At 67.1% G+C, this 13,719-nt stretch carries 12 protein-coding genes; 7 read left to right on the top strand and 5 right to left on the bottom strand.

What is annotated here, in order from left to right; all coding sequences use genetic code 11:
* Window positions 1-36 precede the first annotated feature (36 nt).
* From ACPDIT_RS07130 to ACPDIT_RS07120, 3 genes are read right to left on the bottom strand one after another with little or no spacing between them, the layout of a single operon-like run.
* Window positions 37-654 (bottom strand): nucleotidyltransferase family protein, encoded by a 618-nt coding sequence (locus ACPDIT_RS07130; RefSeq protein WP_423442486.1) that lies wholly within the window; start codon window positions 652-654, stop codon window positions 37-39.
* Between the two features lie 16 nt (window positions 655-670).
* Window positions 671-2,815 carry a molybdopterin cofactor-binding domain-containing protein gene (locus ACPDIT_RS07125; protein ID WP_423442485.1) on the bottom strand — a complete coding sequence of 715 codons (2,145 nt, stop codon included), beginning with the start codon at window positions 2,813-2,815 and terminating at the stop codon, window positions 671-673.
* Window positions 2,812-3,288, bottom strand: a complete 477-nt coding sequence (locus ACPDIT_RS07120; RefSeq protein ID WP_423442484.1) for a (2Fe-2S)-binding protein — start codon at window positions 3,286-3,288, stop codon at window positions 2,812-2,814. The genes ACPDIT_RS07125 and ACPDIT_RS07120 overlap by 4 nt, the downstream gene beginning before the upstream one ends.
* Before the next feature lie 233 nt (window positions 3,289-3,521).
* On the opposite strand from ACPDIT_RS07120, the gene ACPDIT_RS07115 reads away from it, so the two are divergent.
* A complete protein-coding gene (locus ACPDIT_RS07115; protein ID WP_423442483.1) occupies window positions 3,522-4,439 on the top strand; it encodes a complex I NDUFA9 subunit family protein in 918 nt (305 codons plus the stop codon).
* A gap of 91 nt (window positions 4,440-4,530) precedes the next feature.
* Here the strand turns inward: ACPDIT_RS07115 and ACPDIT_RS07110 are convergent, their stop codons facing one another.
* A complete protein-coding gene (locus tag ACPDIT_RS07110; RefSeq protein ID WP_423442482.1) occupies window positions 4,531-4,956 on the bottom strand; it encodes a cupin domain-containing protein in 426 nt (141 codons plus the stop codon).
* Between the two features lie 136 nt (window positions 4,957-5,092).
* Here ACPDIT_RS07110 and ACPDIT_RS07105 point away from each other — a divergent pair, with 136 nt between their 5' ends.
* The 6 genes from ACPDIT_RS07105 (at window position 5,093) to ACPDIT_RS07080 (ending at window position 11,834) form a co-directional block, all read left to right on the top strand.
* Window positions 5,093-5,365 (top strand): hypothetical protein, encoded by a 273-nt coding sequence (locus tag ACPDIT_RS07105; protein ID WP_423442481.1) that lies wholly within the window; start codon window positions 5,093-5,095, stop codon window positions 5,363-5,365.
* Window positions 5,366-5,524: 159 nt separating this feature from the next.
* On the top strand, window positions 5,525-7,378 hold the full coding sequence (locus ACPDIT_RS07100) for a DNA topoisomerase IV subunit B (protein WP_423442480.1): 1,854 nt from the start codon (window positions 5,525-5,527) through the stop codon (window positions 7,376-7,378).
* 921 nt (window positions 7,379-8,299) lie between these two features.
* The gene (locus tag ACPDIT_RS07095; RefSeq protein WP_423442479.1) at window positions 8,300-8,461 is read left to right on the top strand and encodes a hypothetical protein; all 162 of its coding nucleotides are present in this window, start codon (window positions 8,300-8,302) and stop codon (window positions 8,459-8,461) included.
* Window positions 8,462-8,463: 2 nt separating this feature from the next.
* Window positions 8,464-9,930: a tetratricopeptide repeat protein gene (locus ACPDIT_RS07090; RefSeq protein ID WP_423442478.1), complete on the top strand. Its 1,467-nt coding sequence runs from the start codon at window positions 8,464-8,466 to the stop codon at window positions 9,928-9,930.
* The gene (locus tag ACPDIT_RS07085; protein WP_423442477.1) at window positions 9,927-10,370 is read left to right on the top strand and encodes a hypothetical protein; all 444 of its coding nucleotides are present in this window, start codon (window positions 9,927-9,929) and stop codon (window positions 10,368-10,370) included. The genes ACPDIT_RS07090 and ACPDIT_RS07085 overlap by 4 nt, the downstream gene beginning before the upstream one ends.
* Window positions 10,371-10,373: 3 nt before the next feature.
* Window positions 10,374-11,834, top strand: a complete 1,461-nt coding sequence (locus tag ACPDIT_RS07080; RefSeq protein ID WP_423442476.1) for a sigma-54-dependent transcriptional regulator — start codon at window positions 10,374-10,376, stop codon at window positions 11,832-11,834.
* Between the two features lie 24 nt (window positions 11,835-11,858).
* Here ACPDIT_RS07080 and ACPDIT_RS07075 read toward each other — a convergent pair whose 3' ends face one another.
* A complete protein-coding gene (locus ACPDIT_RS07075) occupies window positions 11,859-13,694 on the bottom strand; it encodes a vWA domain-containing protein (RefSeq protein ID WP_423442475.1) in 1,836 nt (611 codons plus the stop codon).
* Between the last annotated feature and the right edge of the window lie 25 nt (window positions 13,695-13,719).

Raw genomic sequence — 13,719 nt, 5'->3', positions numbered from 1 at the left:
CCGGAGGCGACCGGCCGGGCCCGCACACACCCGCCCTCAACGAGGGTCACCTCCGGCTCGTGCCGTTTTCCACCGCGCCAGCCCCCGGGCATAGTCCTCCGGCGTGTCGAAGTCGAGCAGCGGCGACGCATCCGGCGCAGGCCATTCGCGCACTTCGGCTGCATGCGCTTCCAGCAGCCCCCGCAAGCCCACCCCGTCGAACCGACTCAGCACCTCGGCCCGCAGTTCCGCCGCGAAGATCAGCGGATGCCCGCGCCGCCCCTGCCACACCGGGACCGTGATCTTCCCGCCCAAACGCTCATGGCCGGTGAGCAGTCCGCGGATCAACTCCGCCGTCAATCCCGGCAGGTCGGCCGGGCTGACGGCGAATGCGTCCGCGTCTTTCGGCGCTGCGGACAACCCGCAGCGCACCGAGCGCAGCATCTCGCCTTCGGGGTCCGGGTTCTCCACAAGCCGCACGGGTCGCCCGGTCAGGGCCGCTCGCAGCGCCTCGCTCCCCGGTCCCACAACCACCAGCACCGGATCCAGCCCCGCACCCAAAAACGCGTCCGCCACCGTGGCCAACACCGTGGAATGCCCCCATGGCAACAGCAACTTGGGCTGGCCCATGCGCCGGGCGCGACCCGCTGCCAGAAGAATGCCACAGGTTCGCACGACTCGAGTCCAGGGGTCAGGAGGCTGCGTCCAGCCGAATGGGCATCTGCCGGATCCTCCGTCCCGTGGCCTGCGCCACGGCGTTGGCGATGGCGGGGGCCACCGCCACGATGGGAGTTTCACCACCGCCCGCACTCTCCAGATCCGGCCGGTCCAGCAGATGGACCTCCAACTCGGGCACATCGGTAAATCGCGGCACGCGATACCGACTCAGAGCCGCGTTGGCCACCCGGCCGTTGGCAAATCGCATCTCCTCCCACAGAGCCGGGCCCAGTCCCATCAGGATGCAGCCTTCCACCTGGGCCCTCAGGTTCTCCGGGTGAAGGATCGCTCCACATTCGAAGACCTGACAAACTTTGCGCACTTCGATGCGACCCTGGGGTTCGTCCACGGCCACTTCCACACAGGCCGCCACGTAGGAGCCTTTCTCGGTCCCGCAGGCCAGCCCGTAGCCCACGCCGGGCGGACGGGACTTCGTTTTTTCGGTCCAGCCAAAGCGACGAGCAGCCTCCTCCAACACCGTCCGAAGTCGTCCGGCCGGCAGGTGCGCTCGTCGGAACTCCAACGGATCCTGCCCCGCCATCGCAGCCAGTTCGTCCATGGCCGATTCGCGGGCGAAATGATTGGCGGTCGCCGCCAGGACGCGATACGAGCCCTGGCGCATGGGCGAGCGCGCCGCCACGAATTGGCAATGCGACCGACCCACGTTGTACGGCGTGTCCAGGGCTGCGCGCCCGGAGTTGATGTTGATGAAGTGCCACGATGTCAGCCGGCCGTCGGGACCGAGGGTTGCCTCCACGTCGATGACCGCCGCCGGTCGGAAATACGCCCAGGTAAACTCCTCAGTTCGCGTCCAGTGCACCAGCACGGGGCGCCGGGCCGCACGCGCCAATCGAGCGGCCTCGATGCCCGCTTCCGCCGTGTGTTTGCCGCCAAACCCGCCCCCGAAATCGGGCACGACAACCCGCACCTTCTCCAGCGGCATCCCCAGGGCACGTGCCAGCTCGTTCCGACATCCAAACGGATTCTGCGTGCCCATCCACACGGTCAGGTGGTCTCCCTCCCACTCGGCCAGGGCCGCGCGCGTCTCCATGGGAACATGCTGCACATACGCCACATGATACGTGGCCCGCAACCGCCGGCTCGCCGCGGCCCACTCTTCGGCAAACGGATTGGCGGGGACGCCACCCTCCACGTTGCGCCGCAAATATTCATACACGGCGCGGCTGGATGGATGCGGCGATTCCGACCATTCGGCCGTGGCGGCCAACGCCTTCAGGGCCCGTTGCGCCGCCGCACTCGTCGGCGCCGCCACGCCCACGAAATCCCCCTCGCGCACCGCCAACGACCCGGGCACGGCCTTCTCGGCGGCCGAAAGGTTCACCGAAACCAGGCGCGCTCCGTAGGCCGGAGGACGCAAGACGCGGCCGTACCACATCCCCGGTCGGCGCAAGTCCGAAGGATAACGATGGGTTCCGGTGACCAGGTCGCGCGCGTTCGGACGAGTGGCGGAACGGCCCAGAACCTGCCATTGCGACGCCGGCGTCAGCTCCACCCGGGCGGGCACCGGTTGTTGCCATGCAGGATCGTCCGCGGCCAGTCGCGCCGCGTCCGCATAGCCGAGGGAGCGTCCCGACTCCGGATGTCGGACCTTCCCCTCCTCCACCTTCAGCCCTGCGACATCCACCTGCCATTGACGCGCCGCCACTTGGCGCAACCACTCCCGCGCTGCCGCGGCCGCACGACGGACGGCAGGGACCGTCGCCGGGGTTGTGCGGCTGCCGGCGGTGATCCCGTCATCCGGTACTTCTGCCGTGTCGGCGAGCACCACCCGGATCTGCTCGGGGCGCACGCGGAGCTCCTCCGCAGCCGCCAGGGTCAGCTCCGTGCGCGCCCCCTGGCCGCACTCCACCTTGCCGCAAAACAGGGTGATCGTGCCGTCCTCGCCCAGGTGAAGACGCGCGCCCAACGGCAGACCGTCGGCCCGGGCACCTGACCCCGTTCGACGCGCCTGGGCCCAGACCCCCGTCTCCGTGACCACCCAAATGACCCCTGCCCCCAGCCATTGCAGGAACTCCCGCCGGTCCAGGGTCATTCCGAAACCGGACTCCGAAGTGTCCGGGCGCCGGCCCGCGCCCGAGCTCAAAACCTCGGCACTCATGGTTCCCTCCGCCACAGCTCAGCCGCCCGCCGCACCGCCCGCAGGATTCGCGGGTAACCGCAGCACCGACACAGGTTGCCATTCATCCACTCGAGGATTTCCTTCTCCGTGGGATGTGGCCGCTGCTGCAACAACGCCACCGCGGACAGGATCATCCCGGGGGTGCAATACCCGCACTGAAAGGCCTGCTCCTGCAGAAAGGCCTCCTGCACGGGATGCAACCGATCCTGGATGGCCAGGCCCTCGATGGTGGTGACGGTTTTGCCCGCAACCTCTTCGATGGTCACCGTGCAGGCGTGAGCGCGTTGGCCGTTGACCAGAACGGTGCAGGCGCCGCACTGACCTTCGCCGCAACCGTATTTGGTGCCGGTCAAACCCAGGTCCTCTCGCAAGACCTCCAACAACGAACGCCCCGGCTCGCTTGCCACCGTGCGCCGTTCGCCGTTCACCACCAGGCTGTAACTCGTTTCCATAACCGGCTCCTGCCCCGCCGCGCGCGCCCGGGCGTGTGGACGGCCCGGATCGTGCCGCTCCGACAGCTGCCTGACAGACCGCTCTTACGCTAGCCCCGGGCCCGGCACCGGTGCAATGCCTTTTCCGGACGCGGCCTGGGGCAAAAGCGGACTTTCGTGCCCCCGGGACGAACACCGTTGGCAAAAACGCGGGCAGGGCTCATGCTGGAGCGGGTGCAGCGTGGGGTCCGTCTATGGAAGTCCTGATCACAGGAGCCACGGGATTCGTCGGCCGGGCCGTGGCGCGCCGGCTGGGACGAGCGGGCCATGTCCTGCGCGCCCTGGTGCGGAATCCGGCCTCGGCTCCTGCGCAAGAGCTGGCGCAGAGCAGCGCGGTGCGATTGTTCGCCGGGGATGTCCTGGATCCCGACGCGGTGAACCGCGCCGCCGCGGGGACGCAGGCTGTCGTGCATCTGGTCGGGATCATCCGTGAATGCGGCCGGCAAACGTTCGAAAACCTGCACGTGCGGGCCACCGAGCACGTGCTGGCCGCGGCCCGGACCGGCGGAGCGCAGCGGTTCGTTCACATCAGTGCCCTCGGCACCCGACCGCAGGCGCGGTCGCGGTATCACCAAACCAAATGGGAGGCCGAAGAACGCGTCCGCCGCAGCGGGTTGACCTGGAGCATTCTCCGGCCGTCGCTGATCTACGGGCCGGGCGATCAGTTCATGAACCGGTTCGACCGGATGGCGCGTTTTTCCCCCGTGTTGCCCCTGATCGGCCGGCGCGACGCACGCTTTCAGCCGGTGGCCGTGGACATCGTGGCGCAATGCGTGGAGGCGGCCCTGACATCGCCCCAGGCCGAGGGCCGGACCCTGGACGTGTGCGGTCCCGAACGATTGACCCTGGCCGAGATGTTGGAAGTGCTGCTGGAAGTGACCGGCCGCCGCCGCTGGCTGTGCCCCGTGCCGGGGGGCGTGGCCCGGACGCTGGCCACAGTGCTCGAGCGGGTGTATCCGGCGCTTTTGCGCCGTCCCCCGCCCCTCAACCGCGACCAGCTCCTCATGCTGGAGGAGGACAACGTGGGCGATCCCGCGCCCATGACGCGGCTCATCGGCACTTCAGGCCCCACGTTGCGTGAAGGTCTGAAAACGTGGCTCGGCCGGAGGTGACACGGCAGGGTCCCTGCCGCCTTTCCCAGCACGTCTCGTAGCGAGTGCCCGGACCCCGGCCAAGCGTCCCGCCCTCACCGCTAATTCGGCGTCAGCAATGTCCCTGGCCGGGTGCACTCTGACCCGACCCGGTCTCCTGCGCCGATCGCAACGGCTGCAAGATTTCCCTGGTAGAGCTGGTGGGGGGAAAGAGGAGCAGAAGCATGGAAAACGCTTCCGTGGCCCGCACCGCGTGCGGGAGCCCGGGCGGCATGTACACCAGATGCCCCGCCTGCAACGCGTGCGTTTTCCCGGCCAGCACAAACTCGCAGCGGCCGCTCAAAATCAGAATCAGCGCGTGCTGGGTGCTGGTGTGTTCGGTCAACTCCTGGCCGGCTGCGAATCCGAACAACACTCCGCGTGCCTGGGGCAGGCGGAGCAGGGTCCGGCTTACAATGCCGTTCGGGGCAAAGCGCGTCTCCTCCTCGAGGGCCAGCACCACCGCCTGGTCCGGCTGAATGATCGGTTGTTCCTGCATGCCGGCACTCTGCCACAGAACGCCTTCCGGGGCCTTGACTTCTGTCAAGCAGGGTTGCGCCACCGATGGACGTGTTTATGCTGGGAGGGCCGTTGGACAACCCCCTCGGTTCCGGGGGCCAAACGAATTGAACGTTATGCGAACGAGCAAGTGGTTGCTGTGGGTCGCCCTCGCCTTTCTCGGCGTGGGGCTGCTGTTTGTGGCCGGTTGGGTGCCCGTGGGCCGCCCCGTCGGCGCGTACGTGACGCTGCCCGTCGGCACCGTGTTGCTGGGGATGGCCCTGATCTGGCGACTGCTGGAGGGTCAGGAGGAAGGTGCCGCCCCCGCAGAAGCCGGTCCAACCGGGAATCCGGGCGAGGCCGCGCCGCCCAAGAAACACGGCGGCTGCGGCTGTGGCTGTGGCCATTGAGCGTGCCGGCGATCGACATCCCCGGTCGGCAACGCGGGCGCAGCCGCTGCCGCCGCCCTGATTTCGCTCGGGGCATTCGTGGAGGAGGTGCGGGCCCTCACCCCGCTCCGTTGGCAAGCGGCCCCCGGCCCTTCTCTCATGCTGTTGAAGGCTCGAACCATGGCTGAACAACCCCGGTCCCCTCACCAGTACGACGAGAGCAAGGTCAAAACCCTCTCTTCGCTCGAGCACATCCGGCTGCGCACCGGCATGTACATCGGCCGGATCGGCAACGGCACCCACTACGATGACGGCTGCTACATCCTGCTCAAGGAGGTCATCGACAATGCCGTGGACGAGTTCATCATGGGCCATGGCCGGCAGATCGACATCCACATCGAAGGCACGCGGGTCCGGGTGCGGGACTACGGCCGCGGCATTCCGCTGGGCAAGGTGATCGACTGCGTCTCCACCATCAACACGGGGGCCAAATACAACGACGACGTCTTCCAGTTCAGCGTGGGCCTCAACGGCGTCGGCGCCAAGGCCGTCAACGCCCTATCCCGCACCTTCACCGTGCGCAGCCACCGCAACGGAGAGTTCGTCGAGGCGGTCTTCCGCCAGGGCAAACTGACACGCGAACGGAAAGGTCGCGATCCCCGGGCCCCGGACGGCACGTTCATCGAGTTCGACCCCGACCCGGAGATCTTCAAGGACACCGCGTTCCGCTTGGAACATGTGGAACGTCGTCTCCGCCACTACAGTTACCTCAATACCGGTCTGAAACTGGTTCTGCACTGGAATGGCGAGCCGCCCCGCATCTACCAGTCCCGGCACGGTCTGATGGACCTGGTGATGGAAGAGCTGGCCAGCGACGGCAGCGAACCGATCTACCCGCCGTTGCACTACAGCTCCCGCACGCTCGAATTCTGCTTCACCCACACCAACAGCCGCTACGGCGAGACGGTGTATTCCTTTGTCAACGGCCAGTACACCAGCGACGGCGGCACCCACCTGAGCGCCTTCCGCGAGGGACTGCTCAAAGCCGTCAACGAGTTTGCCAACAGCCGGTTCGAGGGCGACGATGTGCGTGAATCGCTGGTGGGCGCGGTGGCCGTGCGCCTCAAGGACCCCGTGTTCGAGTCCCAAACGAAAAACAAACTCGGCAACACCGAAATTCGGACCGAACTCGTCAACAAGGTCCGTGAAGAACTGCTCCACTTCTTCCAGCGCAATCGGCCCATTGCCGAGGCCATCCTGGCCAAGGTCCGCGACACCCAGCAGCTCCGCAAAGAGCTCCAGACGGTCAAAAAACTGGCCCGCGAACGCGCCAAAGCCATCAGCCTCCGCATCCCCCAGCTCAAAGACTGCCGGCTCCACTACGACAAGCGCACCGGCAAGGGCCAGGGAACCATGATCTTCATCTGCGAGGGCCAGTCGGCCGCCGGTTCCATCACCAGCTGCCGCGACGTCGAAACCCAGGCCGTGTTTGTGCTGAAGGGCAAGCCGCTCAACGTCTGGGAACTCAAACGCGACGTCATGTACAAGAACGACGAGCTCTACAACCTCATGCAGGCGCTCAACATCGAGGATTCCGTGGACGGCCTGCGCTACGAGAAAGTCATCCTCGCCACCGACGCCGACGTGGACGGATTGCACATCCGCAACCTCATGATCGCGTACTTTTTCCGGTTCTTCGACGCCCTGGTCCACGACGGCCATCTGTACGTCCTGGAAACCCCGCTGTTCCGTGTGCGGAACAAGGAGCAAACCCTTTATTGCTACACGGAGGCTGAACGCGACGAGGCCATCCGCAAACTCGGCGGCAAACCGGAAATCACCCGTTTCAAGGGCCTCGGCGAAATCAGCCCCCGCGAGTTCGCCCGCTTCATCGGTCCCGAGATGCGCCTGAGCCGTGTGGAATACGCACCCCGACCGGACGCCGGCGCCATCCTCGACTTTTACCTCGGCCGCAACACCCCGGAGCGCCGCGACTACATCATGGAACGCCTGGTGGTGCCGGTCACGGACTGACCAAACCCGGCCCAACGACCGGCGCAGAACCGTCCCCCGGCCGAAGACGAAGACACTCTGAATCCCGGCCGCTCCCCCGTTCCACCTTCGGTGTCTTGCCAAGGGCCGGCGCGATTCTCACTGAAACCAAGCTCCCGTGACCCGCGACTGGGAACCGGCCCCAGTGCAAAGCTTGTCCCGAGTCTCGAGACCTTGCCCCAACCGATTCTGCCAAACCGACATCGCCCCGCCATCGTCGGGGCCGGGCAAGCTTTGCCTGCATTTTGTTCCTCAAGTCCCGGCAGGTTTTGCCGATAGGGCTCTTGCCGGGAAAGCGCGCGCGAAGGCAGAGCAGGGCTCGAGTGAGCGCGCCGGAGGCCAAAAGGCCATGGCCGTGGGGCAAGGGCTGAAGGTGGAAACTCGGGATCGAAACCGCATTGCCGGGCGGCAGGAGACAGCATGCAAATCAGGGACAAATGTCGGCAGGGGCGTTGGGCCCGCTGGTCAGCGGGCCTGGCTGCTTGGCTTTTGTTGGAGGCTTCGACGGTTTGGGCTCACAGGGACGGTTATTTGCGATGGGCGGGACCGCCTCCGCTGAGATTTTTATCGTCATCGAAGCAGGATGTAAGTGGAGTTTGGCCCAACGATAACGACATTACTCCGCCGAACGAGCAAACCCAAACCAATCCGCCCGCCGTTTCAAGCCCCTTGGCCGCCAACGCCGATCCGGTCCTTGCATCTGTTCCCCAAGCTGCCCCAGGGCCGACGAATACACCGGCGCCGATCCAGAGTCCCGTAGAACCATCCCCGCCCGCCACTGCCGCGCCAACCCCCACCAACCCGGCCCCCGCCTACGAATTCGTCCTGCCCGACCCGCTGCCCGGGTCCTCTTCATTAAGCTCGACCCCGGCCGTCACCAACACCATCGGCCCGGCAAGCGAAATGCTGTTCGTCACCCCGCAGATGCTGGTGGACTTTTTCAAACCCATACCGGGCGTCACCAACACCGCCCCGGTGCGCGTCCTCGTACCGGTGGACATCGGCTTTCAGCCGCCCCTGGTGCAACCGGCCCCACCCAGCCGCGCCATTTACCGGTCGCCGTGAAAATGAACAACGCTGCTCGGACGACGTCCCTGCGACGGCACGCGGTCCGCCTCACCGGCCGGGTCGTGAGTGCAGTCGCCTCCGTGCTGGCCGGCTCGTTCGCCGCGACGCTGTCCGGCCAGCCCACGGTGCCGGCCGCACCCCTCCCCGGACCGGACCCCACCAATGCCGCCATTGCCGTCGCAACCAACGCGCCAGGCACGAATGCGCCCGGGGCAGCAACCCAGGCGTTGACGGGCACCCTGCTATCCACGACACGGCCGCAAGGACCTCTCAGCCTCGATTTGACGAATGCCCCGGCCACGCCCCTGGTCTGGCCACCCCGACCCGCGGAAACCGCGACCCTGGAGGACCCGCAACGGCTCCAGAAGTTGCAGGGGCAACTGGAACTGGCGCGACACCTGCGGTTGACGCGTCAAACGGCCCAGGCCGGTCCGCTGCTGGTCGAACTGCTGGCGGAGGACGTCCCCGAAGTCGTGCAACGATCCGCGCTGCTGGAACTGGCCATGGTCGCCCAGGACGAAAACGATCTGCCCCGGGCCCAGCAGATCTATTCCCAGTTCGTCCAAAAATGGCCGGCCGATCCGCGCGTGCCCGAGGTGTTGTTGCGGCAGGGCCTGCTGTTCCGTCAGATGGGACTCAACCAGTTGGCGCTGGCCAAGTTCTACAGCGTCATGACCGCGGCCCTGGTCCTGAAGACCGATCATTTCGAGTACTACCAGCGCCTCGTACTGCAGGCGCAGATCGAAATTGCCGAAACCCACTACCTCAGCGGCAAGTTCGCCGATGCCGCCGAGTTCTACACCCGGCTGCTGCGCCAGAACAGCCCCTTCCTCAATCGGGCGCTGGCCCAATACCGGTTGATTCGGTCGCTGGCCGCCGTGGGCCGACACGACGAAGCCGCCAGCCATGCCTACGACTTCCTGGAGCGGTTCCCCGACGCACCCGAACAACCCGAGGTCCGGTTCCTGCTGGCCAGCTCCCTGAAGAAACTCGGCCGCAACAGCGAGGCGCTCCAACAGGTGCTCAGGCTCCTGACCGAACAAAAGGCCAGGAGCAGCGAACGCCCGGACCTCTGGGCCTACTGGCAGCGCCGCACCGGCAACGAAATCGCCAACCAACTTTACCAGGAGGGCGACTATACGAAGGCGCTGGACATCTACCTAACCCTCGCCCAACTGGACCCTTCGCCGGCCTGGCAATTCCCGGTCCTCTACCAGATCGGGATGACCTACGAACGACTTCTCCAGCCCGAACTGGCGGCCCAGACCTACCAGCGGATTCTCGACCGATCCGGCGAGCTGGGCACCAACGCCTCGCCGGGGCTTCAAGCCGTCGTCAACATGGCCAAATGGCGCTTGGATTTCGTGCAATGGCAGGCCCGATCCGAACTTGCCTTGCGCAAGTTGCTGCCCCCCGTCCAGGCCCGTCTCACCCCGTTGGAAAGCGCCCTTCCCGCCCTCCCATGAAAACCGCCCGCCTGCCCGTCGAGCCGGACCAGACGCCCCTCCTGCCAGTTCTCCAGCAGTACCGGGCCCTCTGCGAAGAGACCCTGGACCTTTACCTGCGGGAGCATCAGGCCCTGCATCAGGGCGGGGAGTACCAGCCGTTCCAGTTTTACCGCCACAGAAAGGACTTGCTTCCGCGCTTGGAAGCGGCGTTGACTGAACTGCGACGGTGGCGTGGGCTTCATCGCAGCGGCGCGACCCGGCCCCGGGTCCCGTCCACCGAGTTGCGGCGCATCACCGATCAAGTGCAGACCATGCTCATGCGGATCCTTCAGCTGGACCGCGAGAATCAGCAGGCCCTCCTGCGCCGGGGCCTGTTGCCGGCCCGGCACCTGCCGCCGGCCGCCGCCCAGCAACCGCATTTCGTCGCCGATCTCTATCGTCGTCACAGCCCGGCCTGACGCATGCCGATCGAAAAAATCATAGTCCTGGAAGACGATGCCATCCTGCGCAACAATCTGGCGCAGACCCTGCGCCGACGCCGGTACGACGTCGCCGCCGTCGCCACCCTTGCCGAGGCCCAGGAATACCTCGCCGCGGACAACTGGGATCTCATCATCCTGGACGTGCGGCTGCCGGACGGCGACGGCACCGACCTGCTGAAGGCCCTGCAACAACGCCCGCAACGGCCGTTGGTGGTCATCACCACCGGCTTCGGCAGCGTCGAATCCGCCGTCGAATGCATGAAGAACGGCGCATTCGACTACCTGATCAAGCCCTTCTCCACCGAGCAGATCGAGGTCGTTCTGCGCAAGGCCGAGGAGTTCACCCAGTTGCTCAAGGTCAACCGGTTCCTCTCCCAGGAGACCGACGAGGCCGAGCAGGAGCTGCTGGGGAACAGCCCGGCCATGCAGGAGCTGCGCCAGCTCATTCGCAAAGTGGCCCGCACCCAGGCCACCGTGCTCATCCAGGGAGAGAGCGGCACCGGCAAGGAACTGGTCGCCCGCGCCATCTACCGCGAAAGCCCCCGCGCCCACGGCCCCTTCATCAAGGTCAACTGCGCCGCCATTCCCGAGAACCTCATCGAAAGCGAGTTCTTCGGCCACGAAAAGGGCGCCTTCACCGGGGCCATCAACAAGCGCGAGGGCCGGTTCGAGCTGGCCCACGGCGGCACCATCCTGCTGGATGAGATCAGCGAGATCTCCCCCAGCGTGCAGGCCAAGCTGCTGCGCGTGCTCCAGGAACGCGAATTCGAACGCGTGGGCGGCACCCGCACCATCAAGGTGGACGTCCGCGTCATCGCCACCACCAATCGCAACCTCGAACAAAGCGTCGAACGCAAAGAGTTCCGCCAGGACCTCTTCTTCCGCCTGAACGTCGTGCCCATCCACCTGCCGCCGCTGCGGGAACGCCGCAGCGACATCATCCCGCTGGCCGAGGAATTCATGCGACGGTTCAGCCGCAAACACGGCGTGCACGTCAAGGGCTTTTCGGACGCCGCCCTCGCCGCCCTCCAGGCCCATTCCTGGCCCGGCAACGTGCGTGAACTCCAAAACGTGGTCGAACGGGCCGTGATTCTTTGCGGCGACGATGGCCTGCTGGAGCCCGCTCACCTGGGCCTCAGCACCCCCGTGCTCCTGAGCTCCGAGGCCGCCGGCCCCGCGGCCCAGCCTCCCCCGGGCGCCCCGGCCCGACCCGGCCCGGCCGCCGATGGCCATTTCCCGACCCTGGCCGAACTGGAACGTCAGCACATCCTGGCCGCGCTCGAGCGTTGCAAGGGCAACCGCACCCACGCCGCACGCATCCTCGGCATCAGCATCCGAACCCTCCGCAACAAACTCCACGAAATCCACGGCACGCGACCCCAGTCCGAGGGGACAACGGAACCCGAGTCGGAAGTTTCGGCCGCGGACGCCTCCGGGTAAGCCGCCCCCGCGGTGCCTCCGGCTTCACACCGATCGGCGGTGGTACCACCACCATTCCGTCAGGGACAGGAGCAGGAACGCGGTCGCCAACACGGCCCAGTACTCGCGCCGCACATGCACGGCCGTTCCCCCGGCCGACCGGGCCTCTGCCAGAGCTCCCAGCGCCGGACGCCGCGCCCGCAGGTTGCTCTCCTCCTCATTCAGCAGATTCACGCACGCCTCCCACGTTTCCCCCCCGGCCTCGAACCGATACACCCCGCAGCGTTCCGTGCCCTCGAACACGGCACGATCCCCGGCCGCCTCCACACGCCATGACCAGCTCCGCTGGTCCGGCCCGGTCACCCGCACGACCGATCCGGGCCGGGTCCACCGCAGGACCACCGGTTCCCCGGCCCGCACCGTGGCCTTCGTCGCCGAAGCTGCGGCCAGCCACTCCACCGCGTTCGCCACGAAGATCGGAAAGCTCACCCGCAACGGCCAGTCGCTGTCCAGAGGACTGAACCCCGCCCACACGAACCGTTGCCCGCCCCGTTCCCCCGCCAGCAGCATCGGTCCCTCCCCACACTCCGCCAACACCTCGGCCCCGGGCGGCGGCGAGCGAACCTCCACCCGGGCCGCATGCACGTCGTCCAGCCGCACGTGGCGCAGTACCGGGTGTGCAGGGTCCCAATCGAGCACCGGCGTGGCGGAGTCCACCCACTTCGTCCGGTCCGTGGGTTCCCAGGGCCAACTGGCCCATGCCAGCACCGGCACGGGCAAGGGCCCGGCCACGGTCACCCGATCCAACACCAGCACGTCCACTTCCCCGAGATCCGCAGGGATCCCCGCGGCCACTCGACACTGCGCCCGCGGCAGCGACCGCAACGCCCGTTCCAGGAACACGTTCCCGGGGCTGACCAACAACACCCGGACCGGACGCGGCGGACTCACCGCCAGCCAGACCCGGTTGTCCGCCTCCAAATCGTCCCGCGTCTCCACGACCAATTCCCAAAGCCCGGGTCGCGCCTCCGGCACGAAGAACGAAACAGAAACCGACTCGCCCGCCTGCAAGACCACGGGTCGCCGCTCCACCACTTCGGGCCCCGCTCGCAGTTCCACCACCCCGGAGAGCGCACGATCCGAAAAAGCGCTCAACCGGGCCACCACGCGCACCGGATGGGGCGGCTCGGGGTCCACCCGCGCCTCGCACGCGACCACCCCGAGATTGTGCCCGGCTGTACCCACCCGGTGCTCCGTCAACGGCAGGGCCCGTGCATACCCTTCCTCCCAGTCCCCGGCGGTCCCGTCCGTGAACAACTCGAGGCGTGCTTCCGGCTGGTGTCGCACCAGCGCCTCCGCCAACCGCAGCGCCGGTAGCAACCTTCCCGGCTCATCGGACGCCTCCAGCGTTTCCAACACCCTTCGCACACCGGCGTGATCGCGCGTGGGCGTCTGCACCAGCTCCGGCCGCGCGCCCGCCCGAATCACCGCCAGCTCCTCCTCCGGTGCCGCCTCCGCCACCAGCCGCAACGCCCGCGCCCGCGCCTGCTCGAACCGCGACGGCGCCACGTCCGAGGCCCGCATCGACGCCGAGGCATCCAGGATCAGGACCCGCAGCGGCGCAGGCGGACTCACGCTCGTACGCGCCGGACGGGCCAGTCCCATCACCAGCACCGTCAAGGCCAGCAATTGCAACACCAACAACCACGAATGCCGCAGCCGCTGAAACGGATGACTCGCCCGTGTGTCCTGCAGGAACCGCTCCCACAACACCAAACTCGACACCGGCACCCGACGCCGGCGCCGCTTGAGCAAATGCAGCAGCACCACCAGCGCCAGGCTGACGGCCAACGCCCATGCCATCGGCTCCAGAAACGTCATCCGCCAGCCCTCCACCTTCTGCGCC

Source organism: Limisphaera sp. VF-2 (genome assembly GCF_049537125.1).
In the GTDB taxonomy this organism is placed as follows: Bacteria; Verrucomicrobiota; Verrucomicrobiia; order Limisphaerales; family Limisphaeraceae; genus Limisphaera.
The sequence above is the reverse complement of the archived record's forward strand: the minus strand, read 5'-3'. Positions and strand labels throughout refer to the sequence as shown.